Source organism: Nocardia farcinica (assembly GCF_001182745.1).
GTDB lineage: Bacteria > Actinomycetota > Actinomycetes > Mycobacteriales > Mycobacteriaceae > Nocardia > Nocardia farcinica.
Genome location: NZ_LN868939.1, coordinates 1338462 through 1362392 on the forward strand (window position 1 = coordinate 1338462; position 23931 = coordinate 1362392).

At 68.4% G+C, this 23931-nt stretch carries 22 protein-coding genes; 12 read left to right on the forward strand and 10 right to left on the reverse strand.

The features are described from left to right. Nucleotides 1-203 precede the first annotated feature (203 nt). A complete protein-coding gene (gene rpoB, locus AMO33_RS23290) occupies nt 204-3695 on the forward strand; it encodes a DNA-directed RNA polymerase subunit beta (protein ID WP_011211633.1) in 3492 nt (1163 codons plus the stop codon). A 132-nt stretch (nt 3696-3827) separates the two neighbouring features. Next, nucleotides 3828-7781, forward strand: coding sequence for a DNA-directed RNA polymerase subunit beta' (locus AMO33_RS23295; RefSeq protein ID WP_011211632.1), 3954 nt, complete (start codon nt 3828-3830; stop codon nt 7779-7781). Nucleotides 7782-7856: 75 nt separating this feature from the next. Here the strand turns inward: AMO33_RS23295 and AMO33_RS31710 are convergent, their stop codons facing one another. Further along, a complete protein-coding gene (locus tag AMO33_RS31710) occupies nt 7857-7994 on the reverse strand; it encodes a hypothetical protein (protein ID WP_157838455.1) in 138 nt (45 codons plus the stop codon). Nucleotides 7995-8153: 159 nt separating this feature from the next. Continuing rightward, nucleotides 8154-8798, reverse strand: coding sequence for a hypothetical protein (locus AMO33_RS23300; RefSeq protein WP_060594277.1), 645 nt, complete (start codon nt 8796-8798; stop codon nt 8154-8156). A 134-nt stretch (nt 8799-8932) separates the two neighbouring features. On the opposite strand from AMO33_RS23300, the gene AMO33_RS23305 reads away from it, so the two are divergent. Then, nucleotides 8933-9265, forward strand: a complete 333-nt coding sequence (locus tag AMO33_RS23305) for an ArsR/SmtB family transcription factor (RefSeq protein WP_011211629.1) — start codon at nt 8933-8935, stop codon at nt 9263-9265. After that, nucleotides 9262-9741 carry an SRPBCC family protein gene (locus AMO33_RS23310; protein WP_060594280.1) on the forward strand — a complete coding sequence of 160 codons (480 nt, stop codon included), beginning with the start codon at nt 9262-9264 and terminating at the stop codon, nt 9739-9741. The genes AMO33_RS23305 and AMO33_RS23310 overlap by 4 nt, the downstream gene beginning before the upstream one ends. Before the next feature lie 45 nt (nt 9742-9786). Here AMO33_RS23310 and AMO33_RS23315 read toward each other — a convergent pair whose 3' ends face one another. The 4 genes from AMO33_RS23315 to AMO33_RS23330 all read right to left on the reverse strand — a co-directional run bounded on the left by AMO33_RS23315 (nt 9787) and on the right by AMO33_RS23330 (nt 12538). After that, entirely contained in the window at nt 9787-10776 is a 990-nt protein-coding gene (locus AMO33_RS23315) for a pirin family protein (protein ID WP_060594281.1), read from the reverse strand. After that, nucleotides 10773-11564: a GNAT family N-acetyltransferase gene (locus AMO33_RS23320; RefSeq protein WP_060594283.1), complete on the reverse strand. Its 792-nt coding sequence runs from the start codon at nt 11562-11564 to the stop codon at nt 10773-10775. The genes AMO33_RS23315 and AMO33_RS23320 overlap by 4 nt, the downstream gene beginning before the upstream one ends. Before the next feature lie 47 nt (nt 11565-11611). Then, nucleotides 11612-11980: a VOC family protein gene (locus AMO33_RS23325; RefSeq protein WP_011211625.1), complete on the reverse strand. Its 369-nt coding sequence runs from the start codon at nt 11978-11980 to the stop codon at nt 11612-11614. Nucleotides 11981-12046: 66 nt separating this feature from the next. Continuing rightward, the gene (locus tag AMO33_RS23330) at nt 12047-12538 is read right to left on the reverse strand and encodes a SixA phosphatase family protein (protein WP_011211624.1); all 492 of its coding nucleotides are present in this window, start codon (nt 12536-12538) and stop codon (nt 12047-12049) included. Nucleotides 12539-12758: 220 nt separating this feature from the next. Here AMO33_RS23330 and AMO33_RS23335 point away from each other — a divergent pair, with 220 nt between their 5' ends. Beyond that, complete coding sequence (locus AMO33_RS23335) at nt 12759-14429, forward strand: FAD-dependent oxidoreductase (RefSeq protein WP_011211623.1); 1671 nt, start codon at nt 12759-12761, stop codon at nt 14427-14429. Between the two features lie 61 nt (nt 14430-14490). Here the strand turns inward: AMO33_RS23335 and AMO33_RS23340 are convergent, their stop codons facing one another. The 3 genes from AMO33_RS23340 to AMO33_RS23350 form a co-directional block, all read right to left on the reverse strand. Further along, the gene (locus AMO33_RS23340) at nt 14491-15264 is read right to left on the reverse strand and encodes an acyl-[acyl-carrier-protein] thioesterase (protein ID WP_041560441.1); all 774 of its coding nucleotides are present in this window, start codon (nt 15262-15264) and stop codon (nt 14491-14493) included. Nucleotides 15265-15887: 623 nt separating this feature from the next. Next, complete coding sequence (locus AMO33_RS23345; RefSeq protein WP_060594285.1) at nt 15888-17036, reverse strand: transglycosylase SLT domain-containing protein; 1149 nt, start codon at nt 17034-17036, stop codon at nt 15888-15890. Continuing rightward, nucleotides 17033-17356: a type VII secretion target gene (locus tag AMO33_RS23350; protein ID WP_060594286.1), complete on the reverse strand. Its 324-nt coding sequence runs from the start codon at nt 17354-17356 to the stop codon at nt 17033-17035. The genes AMO33_RS23345 and AMO33_RS23350 overlap by 4 nt, the downstream gene beginning before the upstream one ends. 184 nt (nt 17357-17540) lie before the next feature. Here AMO33_RS23350 and AMO33_RS23355 point away from each other — a divergent pair, with 184 nt between their 5' ends. Beyond that, on the forward strand, nt 17541-18515 hold the full coding sequence (locus tag AMO33_RS23355; protein WP_060594288.1) for an NADPH:quinone oxidoreductase family protein: 975 nt from the start codon (nt 17541-17543) through the stop codon (nt 18513-18515). A 1-nt stretch (nt 18516) separates the two neighbouring features. Beyond that, the gene (locus AMO33_RS23360) at nt 18517-19629 is read left to right on the forward strand and encodes a winged helix DNA-binding domain-containing protein (protein ID WP_060594290.1); all 1113 of its coding nucleotides are present in this window, start codon (nt 18517-18519) and stop codon (nt 19627-19629) included. Between the two features lie 18 nt (nt 19630-19647). Here AMO33_RS23360 and AMO33_RS23365 read toward each other — a convergent pair whose 3' ends face one another. Beyond that, a complete protein-coding gene (locus AMO33_RS23365) occupies nt 19648-20166 on the reverse strand; it encodes an Lrp/AsnC family transcriptional regulator (RefSeq protein ID WP_011211616.1) in 519 nt (172 codons plus the stop codon). A gap of 147 nt (nt 20167-20313) precedes the next feature. On the opposite strand from AMO33_RS23365, the gene hppD reads away from it, so the two are divergent. The 5 genes from hppD to rpsG all read left to right on the forward strand — a co-directional run bounded on the left by hppD (nt 20314) and on the right by rpsG (nt 23776). Then, nucleotides 20314-21492: a 4-hydroxyphenylpyruvate dioxygenase gene (gene hppD / locus AMO33_RS23370; protein WP_060594291.1), complete on the forward strand. Its 1179-nt coding sequence runs from the start codon at nt 20314-20316 to the stop codon at nt 21490-21492. A gap of 73 nt (nt 21493-21565) precedes the next feature. After that, complete coding sequence (locus AMO33_RS23375) at nt 21566-22090, forward strand: DUF3558 domain-containing protein (protein ID WP_060594293.1); 525 nt, start codon at nt 21566-21568, stop codon at nt 22088-22090. Nucleotides 22091-22104: 14 nt separating this feature from the next. Continuing rightward, nucleotides 22105-22659, forward strand: a complete 555-nt coding sequence (locus tag AMO33_RS23380) for a DUF3558 domain-containing protein (protein ID WP_060594295.1) — start codon at nt 22105-22107, stop codon at nt 22657-22659. 270 nt (nt 22660-22929) lie between these two features. Then, nucleotides 22930-23304, forward strand: coding sequence for a 30S ribosomal protein S12 (rpsL, locus tag AMO33_RS23385; RefSeq protein WP_011211612.1), 375 nt, complete (start codon nt 22930-22932; stop codon nt 23302-23304). A 1-nt stretch (nt 23305) separates the two neighbouring features. Continuing rightward, the gene (rpsG, locus tag AMO33_RS23390; RefSeq protein ID WP_011211611.1) at nt 23306-23776 is read left to right on the forward strand and encodes a 30S ribosomal protein S7; all 471 of its coding nucleotides are present in this window, start codon (nt 23306-23308) and stop codon (nt 23774-23776) included. Nucleotides 23777-23931 lie beyond the last annotated feature (155 nt).

The window sequence follows — 23931 nt, forward strand, 5'->3', positions numbered from 1 at the left end:
GTACTTTGACACATCCGTGTTCAGGGGTGTAAGTTTGGACGTTGCGCTGGCTGCCTCCTGTCCATACCTCGATTCGCACACGTGAGTTCCACCTTCCGGTGTTACTTCCGTTGTTGCCTGTTCGAGTTTCGTTCGGGTCGTGACCAGCGGAATTCGTAGCAGAAGCAAGCGACGGTCGCGGACCACCACGCGACGCGCGTGAGGTGCTGGAAGGACGCATCTTGGCAGTCTCCACCCAGACCAAGGCAGTTGCCGGAATCCCCGGAGCCCCGAAGCGGGTGTCTTTCGCGAAGATTCGTGAGCCCTTGGAGGTGCCCGGTCTTCTCGATCTACAAACGGAATCGTTCGCCTGGTTGATCGGCTCGCCGGAATGGCGTGAGCGGGCTGCCGCTCGCGGCGACGTCGGGCTGGTCGGTGGACTGGAGGAGGTGCTCGAGGAGCTCTCGCCCATCGAGGACTTCTCCGGCTCCATGTCCCTGTCCTTCTCCGATCCTCGCTTCGAAGAGGTCAAGGCCTCGATCGACGAGTGCAAAGAAAAGGACATGACCTACGCGGCGCCGCTGTTCGTCACCGCGGAGTTCATCAACAACAACACCGGTGAGATCAAGAGCCAGACGGTCTTCATGGGTGATTTCCCGATGATGACCGACAAGGGCACGTTCATCATCAACGGCACCGAGCGCGTGGTCGTCTCGCAGCTGGTGCGTTCGCCGGGTGTGTACTTCGATCACAGCATCGACAAGGGCACCGAGAAGGACCTGCACAGCGTGCGCGTGATCCCGTCGCGCGGCGCGTGGCTGGAGTTCGACGTCGACAAGCGCGACACCGTGGGCGTGCGCATCGACCGCAAGCGCCGTCAGCCGGTCACCGTGCTGCTCAAGGCGCTGGGCTGGACCACCGAGGAGATCGCCGAGCGCTTCGGCTTCTCCGAGATCATGATGTCCACCCTGGAGAAGGACAACACCGCCGGCCAGGACGAGGCGCTGCTCGACATCTACCGCAAGCTGCGTCCGGGCGAGCCGCCGACCAAGGAGTCGGCGCAGACCCTGCTGGAGAATCTGTTCTTCAAGGAGAAGCGCTACGACCTGGCGCGGGTCGGCCGCTACAAGATCAACAAGAAGCTCGGCATCCACGTGGGCGAGCCGGTCACCGGTTCGGTGCTGACGAAGGAAGACATCGTCACCACCATCGAGTACCTGGTGCGCCTGCACGCCGGTGACAAGACGATGACCGCCCCCGGCGGCGTCGAGGTGCCCGTCGAGGTCGACGACATCGACCACTTCGGCAACCGTCGCCTGCGCACCGTCGGCGAGCTGATCCAGAACCAGATCCGGGTCGGCCTCTCGCGCATGGAGCGCGTCGTGCGTGAGCGCATGACCACCCAGGACGTCGAGGCCATCACGCCGCAGACCCTGATCAACATCCGGCCGGTCGTGGCCGCGATCAAGGAGTTCTTCGGCACCTCGCAGCTGTCGCAGTTCATGGACCAGAACAACCCGCTCTCGGGCCTGACCCACAAGCGCCGCCTCTCGGCGCTGGGCCCCGGCGGTCTGTCCCGTGAGCGCGCCGGCCTGGAAGTGCGCGACGTGCACCCCTCGCACTACGGCCGCATGTGCCCGATCGAGACCCCGGAAGGCCCGAACATCGGCCTGATCGGTTCGCTGTCGGTGTACGCGCGGGTCAACCCGTTCGGCTTCATCGAGACCCCGTACCGCAAGGTCGTCGACGGCCGGGTCACCGACGAGGTCGTCTACCTCACCGCCGACGAGGAGGACCGGCACGTCCGGGCCCAGGCCAACTCGCCGGTCGGCCCCGACGGCCGTTTCCTCGAGGACCGCGTGCTGTGCCGCCGCGGCAACGAGGAGATGGAGTACGTCGCCGCGACCGAGGTCGACTTCATGGATGTGTCGCCGCGGCAGATGGTGTCGGTGGCGACGGCGATGATTCCGTTCCTCGAGCATGATGATGCCAACCGTGCGCTGATGGGTGCGAATATGCAGCGTCAGGCGGTGCCGTTGATTCGGTCGGAGGCGCCGATCGTGGGTACCGGTATGGAGCTGCGTGCGGCGGTGGATGCCGGTGATGTGGTGGTGAACGAGAAGGCCGGTGTGGTCGAGGAGGTTTCGGCCGATTACGTCACGGTGATGGCCGATGACGGGACTCGTAAGTCGTATCGGATGCGGAAGTTCAACCGGTCGAACCAGGGGACGTGTTCGAATCAGCGGCCGATCGTGGACGAGGGTCAGCGGGTCGAGGCCGGGCAGGTGTTGGCTGATGGGCCGTGCACCGAGAACGGTGAGATGGCGCTGGGTAAGAACCTGTTGGTGGCGATCATGCCGTGGGAGGGGCACAACTACGAGGACGCGATCATCTTGTCCCAGCGGTTGGTGGAGCAGGATGTGTTGACCTCGATCCATATCGAGGAGCACGAGATCGATGCTCGTGACACCAAGCTCGGTGCCGAGGAGATCACTCGCGACATTCCGAATGTCTCCGATGAGGTGTTGGCGGATCTGGACGAGCGTGGCATCGTGCGGATCGGTGCGGAGGTGCGTGATGGTGACATCCTGGTCGGTAAGGTCACGCCCAAGGGTGAGACCGAGCTGACGCCGGAGGAGCGGTTGCTGCGGGCGATCTTCGGGGAGAAGGCGCGTGAGGTGCGTGATACCTCGTTGAAGGTGCCCCACGGTGAGTCGGGCAAGGTCATCGGGATCCGGGTGTTCTCCCGGGAGGACGATGACGATCTGCCGCCCGGTGTCAACGAGTTGGTGCGGGTGTATGTGGCGCAGAAGCGCAAGATCCAAGACGGTGACAAGCTGGCCGGTCGGCACGGGAACAAGGGTGTGATCGGCAAGATCCTGCCCACCGAGGACATGCCGTTCCTGCCCGATGGCACCCCGGTCGACATCATCCTCAACACCCACGGTGTGCCGCGGCGGATGAACATCGGCCAGATCCTGGAAACCCACCTCGGCTGGATCGGCAAAGCCGGCTGGAAGGTCGAGGGCAACCCCGAGTGGGCCAAGGATCTGCCGGAGGAGATGTGGGAGGCCCCCGCGGACTCCAACATCGCGACTCCGGTGTTCGACGGTGCCCGCGAGGAGGAGCTGACGGGTCTGCTGGGCTCGACGCTGCCCAACCGTGACGGCGAGCGGATGGTCGACGACAACGGCAAGGCCGTGCTGTTCGACGGTCGTTCCGGTGAGCCGTTCCCGTACCCGGTGGCGGTGGGCTACATGTACATCCTGAAGCTGCACCACCTGGTCGACGACAAGATCCACGCGCGCTCCACCGGCCCGTACTCGATGATCACCCAGCAGCCGCTCGGTGGTAAGGCCCAGTTCGGTGGCCAGCGCTTCGGTGAGATGGAGTGCTGGGCGATGCAGGCCTACGGCGCGGCCTACACCCTGCAGGAACTGCTGACGATCAAGTCCGACGACGTCGTCGGCCGCGTGAAGGTCTACGAGGCGATCGTCAAGGGCGAGAACATTCCGGAGCCGGGCATTCCGGAGTCGTTCAAGGTGCTCCTCAAGGAACTCCAGTCGCTGTGCCTCAACGTCGAGGTGCTGTCGTCCGACGGCGCCGCGATCGAGTTGCGCGAAGGCGAGGACGAGGACCTGGAGCGCGCCGCGGCGAACCTGGGCATCAACCTGTCCAGGAACGAAGCGGCCACTGTCGACGATTTGGCGAACTAGGCGGTCGGGGCGGATGCGAGAACCGCGCATCCGCCCTCCCGCGCTCGATACGAGTGCTCGGCCGGGTTTCCGCCCGAACCTCACTAGTGAACTTTTGCTCGAATTCGACCCGCACAGGGGAAAGGAAGTTACGTGCTAGACGTCAACTTCTTCGATGAACTCCGGATCGGCCTGGCCACCGCCGACGACATCCGCCAGTGGTCCTACGGCGAGGTGAAGAAGCCGGAGACCATCAACTACCGCACGCTCAAGCCGGAGAAGGACGGCTTGTTCTGCGAGAAGATCTTCGGTCCCACCCGGGACTGGGAGTGCTACTGCGGCAAGTACAAGCGCGTGCGCTTCAAGGGCATCATCTGTGAGCGCTGTGGCGTCGAGGTGACCCGCGCCAAGGTGCGTCGTGAGCGGATGGGCCACATCGAGCTGGCCGCCCCCGTCACCCACATCTGGTACTTCAAGGGCGTCCCGTCGCGCCTGGGCTACCTGCTGGACCTGGCGCCGAAGGATCTCGAGAAGATCATCTACTTCGCCGCCTACGTCATCACCTCGGTCGACGAGGAACTGCGCCACAACGAGCTCTCCACCCTCGAGGCGGAGATGGAGGTCGAGAAGAAGGCCGTCGCCGACCAGCGCGACGCCGACCTCGAGGCCCGCGCGCAGAAGCTCGAGGCCGACCTGGCCGAGCTGGAGGCCGAGGGCGCCAAGTCCGACGTGCGCCGCAAGGTCAAGGACGGCGGCGAGCGCGAGATGCGCCAGATCCGCGACCGCGCCCAGCGTGAGCTGGACCGGCTCGACGAGATCTGGAACACCTTCACCAAGCTGGCCCCCAAGCAGCTCATCGTGGACGAGGTGCTCTACCGCGAGCTCACCGACCGCTACGGCGAGTACTTCACCGGCGCCATGGGTGCGGAGTCCATCCAGAAGCTGATGGAGAACTTCGACATCGACGCCGAGGCCGAGTCGCTGCGCGAGACCATCCGCACCGGCAAGGGCCAGAAGAAGCTGCGCGCGCTCAAGCGGCTCAAGGTCGTCGCGGCCTTCCAGGCCAACGGCAACTCGCCGATGGGCATGGTGCTCGACGCCGTTCCGGTGATCCCGCCGGAACTGCGCCCGATGGTCCAGCTCGACGGTGGCCGCTTCGCCACCTCCGACCTGAACGACCTGTACCGCCGCGTCATCAACCGCAACAACCGCCTCAAGCGACTGATCGACCTCGGCGCGCCCGAGATCATCGTCAACAACGAGAAGCGGATGCTGCAGGAGTCGGTGGACGCGCTGTTCGACAACGGCCGCCGCGGCCGTCCGGTCACCGGACCGGGCAACCGTCCGCTCAAGTCGCTGTCGGATCTGCTCAAGGGCAAGCAGGGCCGGTTCCGCCAGAACCTGCTCGGCAAGCGTGTCGACTACTCGGGCCGTTCCGTCATCGTCGTCGGCCCGCAGCTCAAGCTGCACCAGTGCGGTCTGCCCAAGCTGATGGCGCTCGAGCTGTTCAAGCCGTTCGTGATGAAGCGCCTGGTCGACCTGAACCACGCGCAGAACATCAAGTCCGCCAAGCGGATGGTGGAGCGGCAGCGCCCGCAGGTGTGGGACGTCCTCGAAGAGGTCATCGCCGAGCACCCGGTGCTGCTCAACCGCGCGCCCACCCTGCACCGCCTGGGTATCCAGGCCTTCGAGCCGCAGCTGGTGGAAGGCAAGGCCATCCAGCTGCACCCGCTGGTCTGTGAGGCGTTCAACGCCGACTTCGACGGTGACCAGATGGCCGTGCACCTGCCGCTGTCGGCGGAGGCGCAGGCCGAGGCGCGCATCCTGATGCTGTCGTCGAACAACATCCTGTCCCCGGCGTCCGGCCGCCCGCTGGCCATGCCGCGTCTGGACATGGTGACCGGCCTGTACTACCTGACCCGCCTGGAAGAGGGCGCCAAGGGCGAGTACCGTCCGGCCACCGCGGACGCCCCGGAGTTCGGCGTCTACTCCTCGCCCGCCGAGGCGCAGATGGCCGTCGACCGCGGCGAGCTGACCGTGCGCTCGAAGATCAAGGTCCGCCTGACCGACCAGCGTCCGCCCAAGGACGTCGAGGCGGAGCTGTTCCCCGAGGGCTGGCAGCGCGGCGACGCGTGGACCACCGAGACCACGCTGGGTCGGGTGCTGTTCAACGAACTGCTGCCCGCGGACTACCCGTTCATCAACGAGCCGATGCCGAAGAAGCGGCAGGCGACGATCATCAACGATCTCGCCGAGCGGTACCCGATGATCGTGGTCGCCCAGACCGTCGACAAGCTCAAGGACGCCGGCTTCTACTGGGCCACGCGTTCGGGTGTCACCGTCTCCATGTCCGACGTGCTCGTGCCGCCGGAGAAGGCGGAGATCATGGAGCGCTACGAGGCGCAGTCGGATCAGATCGAGAAGAAGTACCAGCGTGGTGCGCTCGATCACCAGGAGCGCAACAACGCCCTGGTCAAGATCTGGCAGGAGGCGACCGAAGAGGTCGGTAAGGCGCTGCGCGCGCACTACCCGGCCGACAACCCGATCATCACGATCGTCGACTCGGGCGCCACGGGTAACTTCACCCAGACCCGTACCCTCGCCGGTATGAAGGGCCTGGTGACGAACCCGAAGGGTGAGTTCATCCCGCGGCCGATCAAGTCCTCCTTCCGTGAGGGCCTGACGGTTCTGGAGTACTTCATCAACACCCACGGCGCGCGTAAGGGTCTGGCCGACACCGCGCTGCGTACCGCCGACTCGGGCTACCTGACCCGTCGTCTGGTGGACGTCTCGCAGGACGTGATCGTGCGCGAGCACGACTGCGGCACCGAGCGCGGCATCGTGGTGCCGATCGCGGAGAAGCAGCCCGACGGCTCGATCATCCGCGACCCGCACGTGGAGACCTCGACCTACGCCAGGACCCTGGCCGCGGACGCGGTCGACGCGAACGGCAACGTCATCGTGGCCAAGGGCGCCGATCTGGGCGACCCGGCGCTGGAGGCGCTGCTCGAGGCGGGCATCACCGAGGTGAAGGTCCGCTCCGTGCTGACCTGCACCACCGGCACCGGCGTCTGCGCGACCTGCTACGGCCGCTCGATGGCCACCGGCAAGCTGGTCGACATCGGCGAGGCCGTCGGCATCGTCGCCGCCCAGTCCATCGGTGAGCCCGGTACCCAGCTGACCATGCGTACCTTCCACCAGGGTGGTGTCGCCGGTGACGACATCACCGGTGGTCTGCCGCGTGTGCAGGAGCTGTTCGAGGCCCGCGTGCCCAAGGGCAAGGCCCCGATCGCGGAGGTCTCGGGCCGCGTGCGGCTCGAGGACGACGACCGCTTCTACAAGATCACCATCATCCCCGATGACGGTGGCGAGGAAGTCGTCTACGACAAGCTCTCCAAGCGTCAGCGCCTGCGCGTGTTCAAGCACGACGACGGCACCGAGCGACTGCTGTCCGACGGCGACCACGTCGAGGTCGGCCAGCAGCTGCTGGAGGGCGCGGCCGATCCGCACGAGGTGCTGCGCGTGATGGGCCCCCGTCAGGTTCAGGTCCACCTGGTCCACGAGGTCCAGGAGGTCTACCGGAGCCAGGGTGTGTCGATCCACGACAAGCACATCGAGGTCATCGTGCGCCAGATGCTGCGTCGCGTGACGATCATCGACTCGGGTTCGACGGAGTTCCTGCCCGGCTCGCTCACCGAGCGTGCCGAGTTCGAGGCCGCCAACCGCCGGGTCGTGGCCGAGGGCGGCGAGCCCGCCTCGGGTCGTCCGGTGCTGATGGGTATCACCAAGGCGTCGCTGGCCACCGATTCGTGGCTGTCGGCGGCGTCGTTCCAGGAGACCACCAGGGTCCTGACGGACGCGGCGATCAACTGCCGCTCCGACAAGCTCATCGGTCTGAAGGAGAACGTGATCATCGGCAAGCTGATCCCGGCCGGTACCGGTATCAACCGCTACCGCAACATCCAGGTTCAGCCGACCGAGGAGGCGCGTGCCGCGGCGTACGCGGTGCCGTCCTACGACGACACCTACTACAGCCCGGACAGCTTCGGCTCCTCCACCGGCGCCGCGGTGCCGCTGGACGACTACGGGTTCAGCGACTACCGCTGACCCGCGTCCGAACGACCGAACGGCCCCCGCTCCGATCCGGAGCGGGGGCCGTTCTGCTGTTCGCGGAGCTGGTGGTCAGACAGCCACGCCGCCGTTGTTGCTCTGCGAGCCCGCGGAACCGGTGACGAACGCGTTGAGGAAGTTGGTGATGATCATGGTGGAGTCGACCGAGTTCGCGGTGGCAGAGTCGATCAGGGCGATGAAGCTGAACATGCTGCAGGTCCTCTTGCTAGGCGGATCTCTGGGATCCGGTGCGTGGTGTTCCGGAAGCCCGGTTCGATGCGTGAGCGCAATCGGAACAGCAGCATAGTCACATTTGCGCCAGTGTGACGAGGGTTTGTTTCGGATTTCTGGATCGGCGCTGGTCGTGCCTCAGGGCTGGCCGGTCAGGTACGCGATCACGGCATCCACGGCGGGTTGTCCACCACCGGCGTAGAGCCCGGCGAACGCGCCGACCGCCGCGCCGATCACGGTGCCGAGCGGCACGGTGATGAAGTCGAAGACGAACAGCCCGAGCGGGAAGCCGAGCAGGAAGCCGATCACCGCGCCGATCCCCGCGCCGGCCTGGATCTGCGGCATCGCCCGGTTCACCTCGTCCCAGAACCGGTCCTGGGAGCTGACGTCACGCAGCGGTGCCGACGCGCCCGCGGCCGGGGTGAGGGTCAGCCGGGTGCCGCCCTCGCTCACCGTCGGGGTCAGCTCGACCGCGCGATCCGCGACGCGCACGAGCATCGGCAGGGCGGCCAGGATCTGCCCGTCGGGTCCGGTGACGGTGACCACCCGGCCGTCGTGGACCAGGTCGAAGCGGCCACCGGGCAGATCGGCCACGGTCGCCCGCCGGTCCTCGCTCACCGCGACGACGTAGTCCAGTCCCGCGACGCTGCCGTGCAGATGGGGTGGGGTGTCGGCGGTGGTCGGGGCCGAATGGTCGGGGGCGGGATGGGGGTGGGCGTCGGCGGTACCCGCCGCCAGACCGATGGCCACCACGGCCAGCATCGTCGTCGCGCTCAGACGCATCGCAAGTCTTCCTGTCGTGCCGTTGTCCGGAAAGTCCGGAGATCTCCGGTCAACCTACCGGGCGCGAGCGGATGTCGGGAGCAACCGCGCGCGAGGGGTTGACGTGGTCCGCCTCATATCCGATACTGAACTAGATGGTTCAGTATGACTTCCTCGACGCCTCGTTCGGGGCGCTCGCGGATCCCACCCGGCGTGGGATCCTCGAGCGCCTCGCCCGCGGGCCCGCGACCGTCTCCGAGCTGGCCGAGCAGTTCGACATGACCCTCACGGGCATGAAGAAGCACCTGCGACTGCTGGAGGAGGCGGGCATGATCGACACGGAGAAGCGCGGCCGGGTCAGGTACTGCCGGCTCGGTGCGAACGTCTTCGACCGTGAGCTGGCGTGGCTGCAGGGCTACCGGCGGATGGTGGAAGCGCGGATGGACCGTCTCGGTGAATTCCTCGAACGAACGGAGCGGGACAGATGAGCACGACAACCAACGAAGCCACCGTCACCAAGAGCGGCGATCGGGAGATCCACGTGGAGCGGATCTTCAACGCCCCGGTCGAGCGGGTCTGGGAGGCGTACAGCCGCATCGAGCAGCTGGTCCAGTGGTGGGGCCGGGGCAACACCCTCGACGTCGAACGTTGGGAGTTCCGCAAGGGCGGGCACTACCGCTTCGTCGAGCACGCCGACGGCGAGGCGCACGGCTTCGAAGGCCGGTTCCGCGAGATCACCCCGCGCGAGCGCATCGTGCAGTCCTTCGAATGGGACGGCATGCCCGCGCACGTCGCGATCGACAGCACCACCTTCGTCGACCTCGGTGACGGGCGCACCAAAGTGGTCACCGACAGCCAGTTCCACACCCCGTTCGAACGCGACGGCATGTTCGAGTCGAGGATGTCGGAGGGGCTGGAGGCCAGCTACCGCGCGCTGGACGCCCTGCTGGCCCGATCGGCTTGAGTCACCGATCAACCCGAGCCACAGCGGTTTCCGGCGCCGTCGCGGTCACTCGCGGGCCGCGCCCAGCCTGCGCTTGCGCGGTTTCAGATGCAGCGGGGGCAGCGGCGGCGCCGGAATGCGCTGCTCGGGCCGGTGACCGGCGATGTCGGGGAACCGGCCGACGTCGTGGCGCTCCCACTGGGTGCGGGCCGCCACGATCTCCTCGTGGGTGCGGCCCACGAAGTTCCACCACATCACCAGTTCCTCGCCGAACGGCTCGCCGCCGATCAGCGCCACATGCGCGCCGGGGCCGCTGCTCAACCGCAGCTCGCGGCGATCGGTGCCCAGATACAGCAGCGGGCCGGGTTTCAGCGAGGTGTCCGCGACCGTCACCTCGCCTTCGATCACCAGCAGCGCGTGCTCGAAGGACGGGTCGACCGGGATGCTCACCTCGGCGCCCGCCGCGAGCCGCATGTCCGCGCCCACGATCGGCGTGTAGGCCCGGGCCGGGGAGGTGAGCCCGGCCAGCGTGCCGATCAACACGACGGCGCGCACGCCGGCGGCCTCGTACACCGGCAGGTCGCGGTGCTGCTCGAAATGCGGTGCCACCCCGGTGCTCTCGCGCGGCAGCGCGATCCACAGCTGCAGGCCGTGACTGGCGGGGGCCTCGGTGTCGTAGTACTCCGAATGCGCGATGCCGACACCCGAGGTCATCAGATTGAGCTGGCCCGGATTGATCACCACGTCCGAGCCCACCGAATCACGGTGCCGGATCCGGCCCTGGAACGGCCAGGTGACCGTCTGCAGCCCGATGTGCGGGTGCGGATCGATGTCCGGCGGGGCGTCGGTCTTGGTGACGGTCGGTGCGCCGAAATGATCGAGGAAACACCAGGCGCCCACGGTCGGCAGATCCCGTTGTGGCAGTACGCGTTCCACGTACACGCCGCGCACCCCGCCCAGCGGCACCTCACGCGCCGGATACAGCTCGGCCACCGGGCCGGGACCGGGCGCCGGGGCGCACACCGCCTCGTCCGGATGCGGATCCAGATCGCTCACCGCTTGATGCCCTTGCCCACCACGTGCGGGTCGTACTTCGGGTGCTTGTCGATGAACGCCTTGATGAACGGGCAGTGCGCGATGATGGTGCGCCCACGCGCGACCGTGTCGTCGAGCGCCCGCTCGGCCAGGATGGTGCCCAGGCCCTTGCCACCGAAGGCCTTGTCGATCTCGGTGTGCACGAAATCGGTGTCCTCGCCGCGCTCGACGTACTCGGCGAAACCGGCGAGCTCGCCCCCGTAGAAGATGTCGTAGCGGCTCTTGTCCGCATTGCGGGTGACCGTGGTTTCCGCGGTATCGGTCATGTCGGCGTTCTCCTTACGCGCCCGCACCGGGTGCTTGCTCAGGATCGACACGCGGTTGAACGCGCCGATCGTGGTGGCGATCCAGACGATCACCGAGATCTGGTCGTCGGACAAGTGCTGACGTGCTCGAGCGTACTCACGCTCGAGCAGCGATTCCTCCGGCAGCGTCGCCGTGACCTCCGCCAGCCCGAGCGCCGCGCGGTCGAACGCGGAGAACGGCCCGCCGCGGCGCCACGCGGCCAGCACCGCGAGCTCCTGCTCGGTGGCCCCGGCCCGCACGGCCGCGCGATAGTGGGTGTCCAAGCAGTGCGTGCAGCCGTTGATCTGGGAGACCCGCAGGTTCACCAGCTCGACCAGCCTGCGGTCCAGCCCGGCGGCTCCGGCCGCGATGCGCACCTGCGCGGCCACGGCCGTCTGGGCTCGGTACACGGCGGGAGTCTGCCTGTCCACCCACACACGGTCGGGCGTCGCGTCCGGCGTCATGCCCCGATGCTAGACGGGCGCCCGCTCGGCCGACCGCGCCGAGCGGATCAGTCGTACTTCGGCAACTGCTGGACCGCCCACTTGTTGCCGTCCGGATCGCTGAAGAACGTGAACAGGCCCCAGCCCATGTCCTCGACGGGCGTGGCGTCGACGCCCGCCGCGCGCAACCGGCGGTACGCCTCCTCGGCGCTGTCGACCACCATCTGCACGCCCTCGACGCTGCCCGGCGTCGCCTCGGTGATGCCGCGGCCGATGCAGATCGAGCACGCCGAACCCGGCGGGGTGAGCTGCACGAAACGGATGTCCGGGGTGGGCGACTGGTCGTGATCGGCGTGGAAGCCGATCCGGGTGTAGAACTCCTTGGCCCGGTCCACATCGGTGACCGGGATGGCTACCAGCTCGATTTTCCAATCCATCATCCGAGCATGGCAGTGACCACTGACACATTCGATGCCTTTCAAGTATCAGTGGGTCCGTGCGTGTCAGCGCGGAATGTGGAAGGTCACCAGTTCGCCCGCGCCCTCGTCGACCTGCGACCACGGCCGGTCGAAGGTGAGCACCGCCAGGGCCGAGGTGGGGAATTTGCGGCTCAGCTCCACCGCGGCGGCCGAGTCCCGGTTGCCCGCCAACTCCCAGGCCGTCCACGGCATGCCCGGAGCGTGACCGATCAGCAGCAGGGTCCGCACGTCGTCGTCGGAGAGCTGGATCAGCTCGATGAGCGTGCGCGGCGAGGCCTCGTAGATGCCGCGTTCATAGACCACGGGTGCGCCGACCCCGGTGGCCGTCAGCGTCTGCCTGGTCCGCGTGGCGGTCGAGCAGCGCACCGCGTCGATCGGGGGCTGGGTCGCGCGCAGCCATTCACCGGCCAGGCCCGCCTCGCGCTGCCCGCGCGGGGCCAGCGGGCGGTCGTGATCGTCGACGCCCGCGGGATAGCCGGATTTGCCGTGCCGCATGAGGATCAGGGTCCGCGCCATGCCGACACGGTATTCCGTCCCCGGCACGCCGCACACGCTGTGGTCGAATTCACCGCGACACACGGCGTGTGGTAGTCAGGTAGGCGTTCCGGCGAGAGGCACACGCCACTCTCGAGGCACACTGAAAGCGGCGTCACATATCGCTATCCGCCCACTGTGATGCCTGTCCACCGACCCGCGGGTGGCGCCAGCCCACGTACGTTTCGAGGATCTGCACACTATGGCCTACGTAATCACGCAGCGTTGTTGCAACGACGCGAGCTGCGTCTCCGAGTGCCCGGTCGACTGCATTCGCCCCACCCCGGACCAGCCGGAGTTCGCGACGACCGAAATGCTCTACATCGACCCGGACACCTGCATCGACTGCGGTGCCTGCGTGGACGCGTGCCCGGTGGAGGCCATCTTCTCCGAGGACGACCTGACGGCCTCGCTCGCGCGGTTCCGCGACGTCAACGCCGCCTACTTCCAGCGTCATCCGCTCGAACCGAACTTCGATCCGATCGTGGCGCCGGTGCGCCCGCCCAAGGAACTCGGCACGCTGCGGGTCGCGATCGTCGGCGCCGGGCCGGCCGCCTGCTACGCCGCCGAGGAACTGCTGCGCCGCTGCGATGTCGAGGTCGAGATGTTCGACCGGCTGCCCACCCCGTGGGGCCTGGTGCGCGCGGGCGTCGCCCCTGACCACCCCGGCACCAAGACCGTCTCGCGCATGTTCGAGTCGGCCTTCCGCCGCGACACCCTGCAGTACTACCTCAACGTCGAGGTGGGCACGCACATCTCGCACGAGGAACTGCTCGCCCACCACCACGCGGTGATCTACGCCGTCGGCGCCGCCTCGGACCGCCGGATGAACATCCCCGGCGAGGACCTGCCCGGCAGCCACTCCGCGACCGAGTTCGTGGCCTGGTACAACGGCCATCCCGATTTCGCCGACCGCACCTTCGATCTGTCGGGCGAGCGCGCCGTGATCGTCGGCAACGGCAACGTCGCCCTCGACGTGGCCCGCGTGCTCACCGTCGACCCCGACGAGCTCGCCAAGACCGACATCGCCGACCACGCGCTGGCGGCGTTGCGGGCGAGCAACATCCGCGAGGTCGTCGTGCTCGGCCGCCGCGGACCGCTGCAGGCCGCCTACACCACGCCGGAGTTCATGGCGCTCGCGCACCTGAAGGGCGTCGACGTGGTCGTCGAGGACGCCGAGCTGGTGCTCGACCCGGTCAGCCAGGCGCTGCTCGACGACCCCGACGCCGAGCCGTCGCTGCGGCTGAAGTACACCCTCGCCCAGGAGTACGCCGCCACCACTCCCGACCCGGCCAACAAGCGCATCGTCTTCCGCTACCTGGCCTCGCCGACCGCGCTCACCGGCAGCGACCGGGTCGAGGGCATCGAATTCGTGCGCAACGAGCTGGTCGAGGAGGGCGGACAGCTGGTCGCCCGGGCCACCGGCGAGACCGACCGGCTCGACGCGTCGCTGGTGCTGCGCTCGATCGGCTACAAGGGCGAGCCGGTGGGCGAACTGCCCTTCGACGAGCAGCGCGGCGTGGTGCCCAACGCGGCGGGCCGCGTGCTCGGCGCCGACGGCGAACCGTTGACCGGCGTGTATGTCAGCGGCTGGATCAAGCGCGGTCCGCGCGGTGTCATCGGCTCCAACCGCACCGACTCGCAGGAGACCGTCGAACAGCTCATCGCCGACTTCATGGCGGGCAAACTCGCCGCACCCGGCGCCGACCGCGCGGCACTGCAGACGCTGGTCGCCGAACGGCAGGCCGACCTGGTCGACCGGCAGGGCTGGAAGAGCATCGATGAGGCGGAGAAGACCGCGGGCAAGTCCGCGGGACGGCCGCGGGTCAAGTTCACCACGCGCGAGGACCTGCTGAAGGCCGCGCGCGGCTGAGCGGATCGACGGGCGGCGGGCGGCCACGAGGGCGTCCGCCGCTCGTGCGGGTGCCGGCCGGTCAGCCGGGTAGCGGCATGATGCGCACGACGGTCGTCGTCGTGCCGCCGACCACGAACCACAGCCGCAGCTGCGGCCTGCCGGTCCGGTCGCCGGGTTCGTACCGGCTGCGCACACTGATGTGCTGCCTGGCCAGCACGGGGGCGACGTACTCGATCACGGCCCGATGCGGCCCGGCGACCAGCTTGGGGTACTCGACGAGGAACTGCTCGACCGCCTGCCAGTAACAGGCGTTGTTCACGTGGTTGTACTGGTCGATGTCGGTGGCGCGGACCGGGAACGGCAGGTCGGTGTCCGATTCCGGCGGGGTCGCGTCGGTCAGGTACGGCCGCCAGCGCAGCCGGTGCTCGTCGGTGGTCTTGGCCAGGTAGGACAGGCCCTCGTCGCTGATCCTGGCCGGCATGCCGGTCGATTCGCTGATGTTGATCCAGAAACCCTCGGTCTCGATCAGGCCGCCGTTGCCGCTGGTGATCCGCACCCGCATGTTCGTCCACCGGGTGGACATGCTCGAGCACCAGCGCAGCAACCGCACGTCGTCCGGCCACAGCACCGGCCGGATGACGTCGACCACCGTGCGCCGCACGATCCAGTTCGGATCCGAGCGATGCAGGAAGGTCTGATGTAACTCTTCCCAGGCGATATCCTGCAGGTACCTCGCGACCGCGTCGAAACGCAGCCGGTTGTACGGATCCACATCGCCAGCCCGGACGGGCCACGCCGAAACAAAGCCCATGCCCTCCTCGGGAAGCGGGGCGAGTGGCTGATCGAGTGACACTGGTGCTCCTCGCGCTGCACGTTGTGCCGCGGTCTTCTTGCGGTGCTGTTGAGAGACGACTTTACGGGGCGTACGTCACACCCTCGCGTCGAGCCGACTGTACTCAGGTGTACCCGCAGCTCGGGCAGCACCCGCGCCCTTCGCTCCGGCCGGCAACCGCGCGGTCACCCGAGGTGGTCCCAGGACCCTCGGTGCGTTCCCGGCGCCGGCCAACGTGATGATGCGTCCCTGCCGGACCGTCCACGATCCCCGTTCGGTCGCCACCCACCAGACCGGCTCCCGCCGGCACGCCCGCCTGTCATGGAACATCGAGGGCGCTGAGTGCGCCCGCGCGATACCGATGTTCCCGGAGGGACGGAAACCGCGCTCAGCGCCGCGCAGGCGGGAATAGGTCGGACGGTGCCCGGCGAGGAAGACCGCGAGCTGGATCGCATTCTGCAGCTCGCCATCGACCTGGGTGATGCGGGTGAAGCCGTCGCGGGTATGGCCAGCCCGTAGTGCGCGTAGTGGGATCGAAACCCAGTGTCTCGTCGCCGAGCCGCAGCTGATCGGGCCGGAGCCAGCCGCGGCGGGTGAGGACGGCGGTTTCCCCGGGAACACCCGGCGTCCGAGCGCCGAGTGCGTCAGTAGCCCTGATAGGCACCGCCCTGATTCACCGCCGCCACGCCGGGCACGTTCGACAGCGAGCCGTACCGGTCGATCGAGTACCGAACAGCGGCGACGATGTTGTCCACAGGATTCCAGATATCGTCGTGACCCGGCGCTTTGTATGCGTTGAAGGTGCTGTCGATCGTCTGCATGATTCCCTTGGAAGGGTGGCCGGCCAGCCAATTGCTGTCCCAGCGGTTCTCGGCATACGGGTTGCCGCCGGATTCGTGCTGGATGATCATCGCGATGGCGCGTTCGTCGATCTCCTCGGGCTTGTATCCCATCTCGATGAGGATCTTCTTCGCGTCCTCGATCCACTTCGCCACGTCGCCCGTGGGCAACGGACCCGTGGGGGCACTGGAGCTCTGCCCGCCAAGAGAACCCGACGTTCCCGAATATCCGGACCCGCCCGAGTACCCCGAACTCCCCGACCCCCCACCACTGCCCGACATGGCGTAGCTCGGCCGCTCCTGGGCGGGGGGTGTGCCCGCGACGGGGGCGGCGGCCGGGGTGGTCGAGGTGTCGCTGCCCTGGGCCGGGACGCCGAGTTTCGGGTCGCCGAGGGCGGCGAAGGCCTGTTCGACGGCGGTGTTGGCGGTGGCGACCGCGGTGCGGGCGGCCGTGGCGGCGTCCTCGGCCGCTTTGAGGGCCAGACGCAGGTCGAGGGTGCGCTGGGCGGCGGCGGCCTCCTCGGCGAGAACGAGGGTCGTGACGTCGGTGTCACCGGCGTTGTCACGCAGCCGCTGGATGCGGGCCGCGGCGGTGACCAGCCCGTCGGCGGCGACCTCGAAGCCCACCGGCGGCTCGTCGAGATAGGTGGTGCGCAGTCGCACGACCTTGTCCTTGCAGGCGCTCAGCGCGCCGACCTGGGTGCGATAGGCGGTCTCCAGGGCGGTCAGCGCGGCGCCCACGGCGGAGGCGCGGGATTTCTCGGTGTCCATCCGGGTGCGGGCGGCCGCGCCCGCGACGCCGGACCAGGCATTGGTGTCGGTGAGTGCTTGGGTGTCGGTGAGGGCCTTGCCCACGATGCGGTCGATGCCCTCGTACGCGGCCTTGGCGTGGTCGGCTGCCGCGGTGAGCTGCTCGGGCTGCCAGGCGGCGACGTCGTCGACGGTGAGGGTCATGGCAGCTGCAGCCCGATGGTGGTGAGCGCGCGGGTGAAATCGGCCTCGGCCATCTCGTAGCTGCCCGCGGCGGTGCGCATGCTGTCGGCGACGGTGGTGAGCCGTTCCCCCATCCGCGCCAGGCAGCGGTTCACCACGTCGGCGGACTGCTGGGCGACGGCGCCGAAGTCGGTGCCGGGCAGCGCGCCGACCGCGGTGCTGAACGCGGTGCCCGCGCCGAGGCCGGTGAGTTCCCCCGCCTCGGCACCCAGGTTGGTCGCGAACGTCTGCAGCGCGGCCGGGTTCACCTGCAACCCGGTGTTCTGCGCCCCTTCGGTCATGGAAAATCCCCCTTCTCCCCGTCCCTGAAAGCCGAGCAAGCATAACAAAATCAGGGCCCAGGACAGGGGCCGTCGGGACGCCTGTGGACTGTGCGCCGAGCAGTATCCACAGCCTGCCCGTTATGTTGGTCACGGTGTCATCGACGACGACCGATGTCGTCGAATCGGACAGAGAGGTCGGCCCATGCGCGCAGCTCAGGTCAGCAGGTTGGAAGGACCGGAAGCGGTCGAGATCGTCGACATCCCCGAACCCGCCGCCTTCCCCGGCGGTGTGGTCATCGATGTGCATGCCGCCGGCGTGGCGTTCCCCGACGTGCTGATGACCCGCGGGCTCTACCAGATGAAGCCGGAGCTGCCGTTCGTGGTGGGCGGCGAGGTGGCGGGCGTGGTGCGTGAGGCACCCGAGGGCGCGCATGTGCGCCCCGGCGACCGGGTGCTGGCGCTGACCATGCTCGGCAACGCCATCGCCGAGGTCGCGGTGACCCCGGCGGAGATGGTGTTCAAGCTGCCGGACAACATCTCGATGGAAGCGGGCGCAGGCATTCTGTTCAACGACCTGACCGTGCACTTCTGCCTGCGCAACCGCGGCAGGCTCGCGCCGGGGGAGACGGTGCTGGTGCACGGCGCCGCGGGCGGCATCGGCACCTCGACGCTGCGGATGGCCGCCGCGCTCGGGGCGAGCCGGGTGGTCGCGGTGGTGAGCACGCCGGAGAAGGCCGAGGTCGCCAAGGCCAACGGCGCCACCGACGTGGTGCTCACCGAGGGCTGGCTGGCGGCGGTGAAGGAACTGACCGGCGGGCGCGGGGTGGACATCGTGCTCGACCCGGTGGGTGGGGACCGGTTCACCGACAGCATCCGCTCGCTGGCCTCGGCGGGCCGCCTGCTGGTCGTCGGCTTCACCGCCGGTGAGATCCCGACGGTGAAGGTGAACCGCCTGCTGTTGAAGAACGTCGAGGTGGTCGGCGCGGCGTGGGGCGAGTGGGTGATGTCGCACCCCGGTTACCTGGCCGAGCAGTGGGCCGAGGTGGAGCCGCTGTTGGCCTCGGGTGCGATCGCGCCGCCGCAGCCGGTGCTGTACCCGCTGGACCGGGCCGCCGAGGCGGTCGCCTCGCTGGACAATCGCACCGCCACCGGCAAGGTGGTCGTGACGGTCCGCTGACGTGCCGCTGTCGGCCAGGGTGCTCAACCGCACCCTGCTCGAGCGCCAGCATCTGCTGGCGCGGTCGGAGCTGTCGGTGCCGCGGATGTGCGAGCACCTGGTCGGCCTGCAGGCGCAGGACGTCACCCCGCCGTTCGTCGGATTGTGGAGTCGCACAGCGGATTTCGATCCGGCTTCGGTGTCGGTCGGGCTCACCGAACGCACCCTGGTGCGGATCACGGCGATGCGCGGCACCATCCATCTGCTGACCGCGGCCGACGCGCTGCGCATCGCGCCGATGATCCAGCCGGAACTGGAGAAGATCCCGTTCCGCAAGGGCTTCAACTACGGCGCGATGGTCGGCCTCGATCCCGAGCGGGTGCGCGCCGACGGCGAGCGAGTGCTCGGCGACGACCCGGTGCCCGCCGCCGTGCTGCGGGAACGCGCCGCGCAGCGGTATCCCGATCGCGATCCGGGCGCGGTCGTGCAGACCTGGCTGTATCAGCTGCCGGTGCTGCAGACCCCGCCGCGCGGGCGCTGGAAGGACAACAGCAGGCCGGTGTGGTCGCGGGTGCAGCCGTGGCTGGGGGCGGCGCTGGAACCGGGCTACCCGTTGACCGAGCTGGCCGTGCGCTACCTGCGCGCGTTCGGCCCGGCGAGCACCGGTGACATGCAGACCTGGTCGAAGCTGCCGGGTTGGCGCGCGGCGGTGACCGCGCTGGGTGACCGTCTGCGCACCTACACCGACGAGCGCGGTCGCACCCTCTACGACCTCGCCGACGCGCCACTGGCCGACCCGGACCGTCCGGCTCCGGTCCGGCTGCTCGGCTGGTACGACAACGCCCTGCTCAGCCACCAGGACCGGGCGCGGATCGTGCCGGAGGGCGCGGCCGCGGCTCTGCGTTCCTACGCCACGATGCTGTCGCCGGTGCTGGTCGACGGTTTCGTGGCGGGGGTGTACAAGGTCTTCCCGCGGGCCGGGCGGGCGCGGCTGCGCATCGTGCCTGCGCGTGCCTGGAGGACGGCCGAGCGCGAGCAGGTGGCCGCCGAGGCGGCCGCGCTGCTGGCTTTTCTCGAGCCCGAGCTGACGCCGAGCGTGGAGATTCTCGACGTCGGCGCGGATGTGCGGCCCTGATCCGGACCGTCCCGGAACTCAGTGCGGGTCGCGATAGGCGGGCGCTTTGCTGGTCGTGGTGGGGGTCAGGGTGCGCAGCAGTGGCAGGGTGCGGCGCGGGACCACCGTGGACAGCACGATGACGCTGTGCGAGCGCACGACCGAACTGGTCCGGTCGATGCTCAGCAACACCGCCTGGAGTCCCGCGTGCGAGTCGGCGCCGATGCGGCACAGCACGTCGCCGGTGCCGGTGGTGGCGTAGGCCTCCAGGACGCCGGGGATCGCGTCGAGTTCGGCGGCGAGGGTGTCGAGCGCGCCCTGGGCGATCTCCAGCGTGACGAAGGCCTGCACGTCGAATCCGGCCGCGGTGACGTCGATCTGGGGATCGTAGGAGGCGATCACCCCGGCCTCCTCCATTCGCGAGATCCGCGACTGCACCGTCGCCCTGGCCACCCTGGTGCGCCGGGACAGTTCCAGGATCCCGGCCTTCTGGTGCTCGTGCATCGCGGTGAGGATGGCCAGATCCAGTTCGTCCAGTCTCGCCGGGGTACGGGACACGGCTGCCTCCTCGGGCGCGATGAGTCGATGTCCCCATGCTAGGCAATCTGCACAGCTCATCGGGGTTGTTCCTGGCCGATTGCGCCAGACTGCGCACCCGGCGGCGGCGCTGTTGCCCAGGTCACACCGCCGGGATTTCCTTGGACCATGACCCTCGAGAATCTGCCGACCGACGGCGAGTTGCGCGATCTCGTCGGGCTGGTCGACCACGACGTGAGCATCGACCCGTTCCCGGTGATCGGCTGGGACGCGCTGGTCTGGGTCGTCGGCAACGCGACCCAGACCGCCCACTTCCTGGAATCGGCGCTCGGCATGCGGCTGGAGGCCTACGCCGGGCCGGAGACCGGTGTACGGGATCACAAGGCGTTCGTGTTGCGCAGCGGCGCAGCGCGTTTCGTGGTCCAGGGTGCGGTCGACCCCGACAGCCGCCTGGCCGAGCATCATCGCCGCCACGGCGACGGCGTGCTCGACATCGCGCTGGAGGTGCCCGATGTGGACCGCTGTGTGCGCTGGGCGCACGGGCAGGGCGCGCGCGTGCTGGCCGAACCGCACGACGAGCGCGACGAGTACGGTGTCGTCCGCACCGCGACCCTGGCCGCCTACGGCGCGACCAGGCACACCCTGGTGGACCGCTCCGGCTACGACGGCCCCTACCGGCCCGGCTTCGTGCCGCGGCGCTCGGGATTCCGGCCCCGCCCCGGCAGGCCGGCTCGGCTGTTCCAGGCCATCGACCACGTGGTCGGCAATGTCGAACTGGGCATGATGGACCACTGGGTGGAGTTCTATCGCCGGGTCATGGGCTTCACGAACATGGCCGAGTTCGTCGGCGACGACATCGCCACCGAGTACTCGGCACTGATGAGCAAGGTCGTCGCCAACGGCAACCACCGGGTGAAGTTCCCGCTCAACGAACCCGCGCCGGGCCGGCGCCGCTCCCAGATCGACGAGTTCCTCGAATTCCACCGCGGGCCCGGTGTCCAGCACATCGCCCTGGCCACCGGCGACATCCTCGCCACCGTGGACGCGATGCGCGCCGAGGGCGTGGAGTTCCTCGCCACCCCCGACGCCTACTACCAGGACCCCGACCTGCGCGCCCGCATCGGCCGGGTCCGTGTCCCGGTCGAGGAACTGCGCCGCCGCGGCATCCTGGTCGACCGCGACGAGGACGGTTACCTGCTGCAGATCTTCACCAAGCCGATCGGCGACCGCCCCACGGTGTTCTTCGAACTCATCGAACGCCACGGTTCCCTCGGTTTCGGCAAGGGCAACTTCAAAGCCCTCTTCGAGGCCATCGAGCGAGAACAGGCGGCCCGGGGAAACCTGTAGCGCCGCAACGTCGCTCGTCGCGGCGCCGGCGAGACCCCGGAGGTGCTGCGCGAACCCCGGTAGAGTGCCTGGCATGCGGATCCCGTCGGCGCTCATCACAGGTCTCACCCTGGTCCTGACGTTGTCGGCGTGCGGTTCGGGGGGCGATTCCGGCTCCGACACCCCGTTGCGCCCACCGCCGAAGGTGGCCTCGCTCGGGCCGTTCGTCGGCGAGTGCGGGCACGTCACCGACGACGAGGTACGCGACATCGCGGGCCTGGGCACGCTGTCGCAGGTGTTCAAGAACTCGGTGGGGTGCAACTACCAGTCCGCGGGCATCGGTTCGCCGAGTGTCACCTTCGCCTCCTATCGGGGCAGCCCGATCGAGCGGGAGAAGGCGTGGGTGTCCAACGTCGGGCGGGCGCCGGATGCGATCGAGGTGGGCGGTAGGCCGGGCTTCGCCGCGCTCGACCCGAGCGGCACGGTCTGCGATCTCGCCGTCCAGCTCGACGACGACTTCTTCGAGTGGTCGATGTCGTACGGGTTCTTCGGGCCGTTGGACAACCCGTGTGACAAGACCAGGAAGTTGGCCGAACTCACCGTGGCGCGGTTGAAGTGAGGGGTGGGGCGTTGATGCGCAGGGTTCCCGGCCGCCGGGCGGCGGCGCTGAGCGGCGCCGTGCTGGCGCTGGTCGCGATGGTGGCCGGGTGCGGGCGCACCGTCGAGGGCGCGGCCTTTCCGGCCGGCGGCAGTCAGGAGATCAACACCAACTTCGACAAGCTGCTCCGCGAATGCGACGTGGTCGAGCCGGCGAAGATCGGTGAAGCGGTCGGCGACGCCAGGTACGTCAACGGCTCGTTCAACGGCGCGGTCTGCATGTGGGATGTGGAGGACGCGCCGGGCGGGCTGGCGATGGTCACGCTGAACTGGTACGAGATCGGCTCGCTCAACAACGAGAAGATCACCGCCGACAAGCTCGGCTACAGCACCGAGACCATCACCGTGCAGGGCAGGCGGGGCCTGCAGGTGCGTCGACCCGGGGATCCGGACTCCTGCGGGGTGACCGCCTCGGCGGCCGACACCGGGGTGGTGGGCTGGTGGATCAACTACCGCGCCGGGTCCGCGCACCCCGACCCGTGCGGCGCGGCCAAGACGCTGTTGGAGCTGACGCTGAATCTGGCCAGGTGATTCCCCGCCCGCCGGACCCCCGCTTTGACCATCTGCGCAGGCCGCGGGTATCGTGGATCGCTGTGCCCGGAAGCATGCGGGCAAGTTCGTGCGTAGACGTAGGCCAGCGAGAGCGGCTGACCTCTCCGGCGTGCCCGGATCAAGGGTCCTAGCCCGCGCACGACACGCCCGACCTCGGGACGCGAGAAACGTGGTTGGACGTGCGAGTACAGCTCGAAAACCAGCCATGAAGTTCCCGACACCGCGTTAATCAACAAGGAAAGCCGGTCTATGCCAACCATCAACCAGCTGGTCCGCAAGGGTCGCCGTGACAAGGTCGCCAAGACCAAGACCGCGGCCCTCAAGGGGAGCCCGCAGCGTCGTGGCGTGTGCACCCGCGTGTACACCACGACCCCGAAGAAGCCGAACTCCGCGCTGCGCAAGGTCGCGCGTGTTCGCCTGACCAGCCAGGTCGAGGTCACGGCGTACATCCCCGGCGAAGGCCACAACCTGCAGGAGCACTCGATGGTGCTCGTCCGTGGCGGTCGTGTGAAGGACCTCCCCGGTGTGCGTTACAAGATCATCCGCGGCTCCCTCGACACCCAGGGTGTGAAGAACCGCAAGCAGGCCCGCAGCCGCTACGGCGCCAAGAAGGAGAAGAGCTGATATGCCGCGCAAGGGCCCCGCTCCCAAGCGTCCGTTGATCAACGACCCGGTCTACGGGTCGCCGCTGGTCACGCAGCTGGTCAACAAGATCCTGCTCGACGGCAAGAAGTCCACCGCGGAGCGCATCGTCTACGGTGCGCTGGAGCAGGCGCGCGAGAAGACCGGCACCGATCCGGTCGTCACCCTCAAGCGCGCGCTCGACAACGTCAAGCCCTCCCTCGAGGTGAAGCCCCGCCGCGTCGGTGGCGCCACCTACCAGGTGCCGGTCGAGGTGCGTCCCGGCCGTGCCAACACCCTCGCGCTGCGCTGGCTGGTCAACTTCGCCCGTGCGCGTCGTGAGAAGACCATGGTCGAGCGTCTCGCCAACGAACTGCTCGACGCCAGCAACGGCCTCGGCGCCTCGGTGAAGCGGCGCGAGGACACCCACAAGATGGCCGAATCCAACCGGGCCTTCGCGCACTACCGCTGGTGATCGCCGCCCGGCCCGTCGCTCGTGTCGGCGCCGGAAGGCCTCACGGTCGGAAGGAGGGCACTTCGGTGCCCCTTCCGGCGTTGACATAGTGAGGACCCGACCAGGGTCTCCGAACGCAAGATCCCAACTAGCTATCGCTTACAGAGCAGAGCGGG

What these genes read in the sequence shown, in the direction of transcription:
- AMO33_RS31710 (WP_157838455.1), bottom strand. Translation starts at nt 7,994, where the DNA reads ATGTTCAGCTTCATCGCCCTGATCGACTCTGCCACCGCGAACTCGGTC.
- AMO33_RS23300 (WP_060594277.1), bottom strand. Translation starts at nt 8,798, where the DNA reads ATGCGTCTGAGCGCGACGACGATGCTGGCCGTGGTGGCCATCGGTCTG.
- AMO33_RS23305 (WP_011211629.1), top strand. Translation starts at nt 8,933, where the DNA reads ATGGTTCAGTATGACTTCCTCGACGCCTCGTTCGGGGCGCTCGCGGAT.
- AMO33_RS23310 (WP_060594280.1), top strand. Translation starts at nt 9,262, where the DNA reads ATGAGCACGACAACCAACGAAGCCACCGTCACCAAGAGCGGCGATCGG.
- AMO33_RS23320 (WP_060594283.1), bottom strand. Translation starts at nt 11,564, where the DNA reads ATGACGCCGGACGCGACGCCCGACCGTGTGTGGGTGGACAGGCAGACT.
- AMO33_RS23325 (WP_011211625.1), bottom strand. Translation starts at nt 11,980, where the DNA reads ATGGATTGGAAAATCGAGCTGGTAGCCATCCCGGTCACCGATGTGGAC.
- AMO33_RS23330 (WP_011211624.1), bottom strand. Translation starts at nt 12,538, where the DNA reads ATGGCGCGGACCCTGATCCTCATGCGGCACGGCAAATCCGGCTATCCC.
- AMO33_RS23335 (WP_011211623.1), top strand. Translation starts at nt 12,759, where the DNA reads ATGGCCTACGTAATCACGCAGCGTTGTTGCAACGACGCGAGCTGCGTC.
- AMO33_RS23345 (WP_060594285.1), bottom strand. Translation starts at nt 17,036, where the DNA reads ATGACCCTCACCGTCGACGACGTCGCCGCCTGGCAGCCCGAGCAGCTC.
- AMO33_RS23350 (WP_060594286.1), bottom strand. Translation starts at nt 17,356, where the DNA reads ATGACCGAAGGGGCGCAGAACACCGGGTTGCAGGTGAACCCGGCCGCG.
- AMO33_RS23355 (WP_060594288.1), top strand. Translation starts at nt 17,541, where the DNA reads ATGCGCGCAGCTCAGGTCAGCAGGTTGGAAGGACCGGAAGCGGTCGAG.
- hppD (WP_060594291.1), top strand. Translation starts at nt 20,314, where the DNA reads ATGACCCTCGAGAATCTGCCGACCGACGGCGAGTTGCGCGATCTCGTC.
- AMO33_RS23375 (WP_060594293.1), top strand. Translation starts at nt 21,566, where the DNA reads ATGCGGATCCCGTCGGCGCTCATCACAGGTCTCACCCTGGTCCTGACG.
- AMO33_RS23380 (WP_060594295.1), top strand. Translation starts at nt 22,105, where the DNA reads ATGCGCAGGGTTCCCGGCCGCCGGGCGGCGGCGCTGAGCGGCGCCGTG.
- rpsL (WP_011211612.1), top strand. Translation starts at nt 22,930, where the DNA reads ATGCCAACCATCAACCAGCTGGTCCGCAAGGGTCGCCGTGACAAGGTC.
- rpsG (WP_011211611.1), top strand. Translation starts at nt 23,306, where the DNA reads ATGCCGCGCAAGGGCCCCGCTCCCAAGCGTCCGTTGATCAACGACCCG.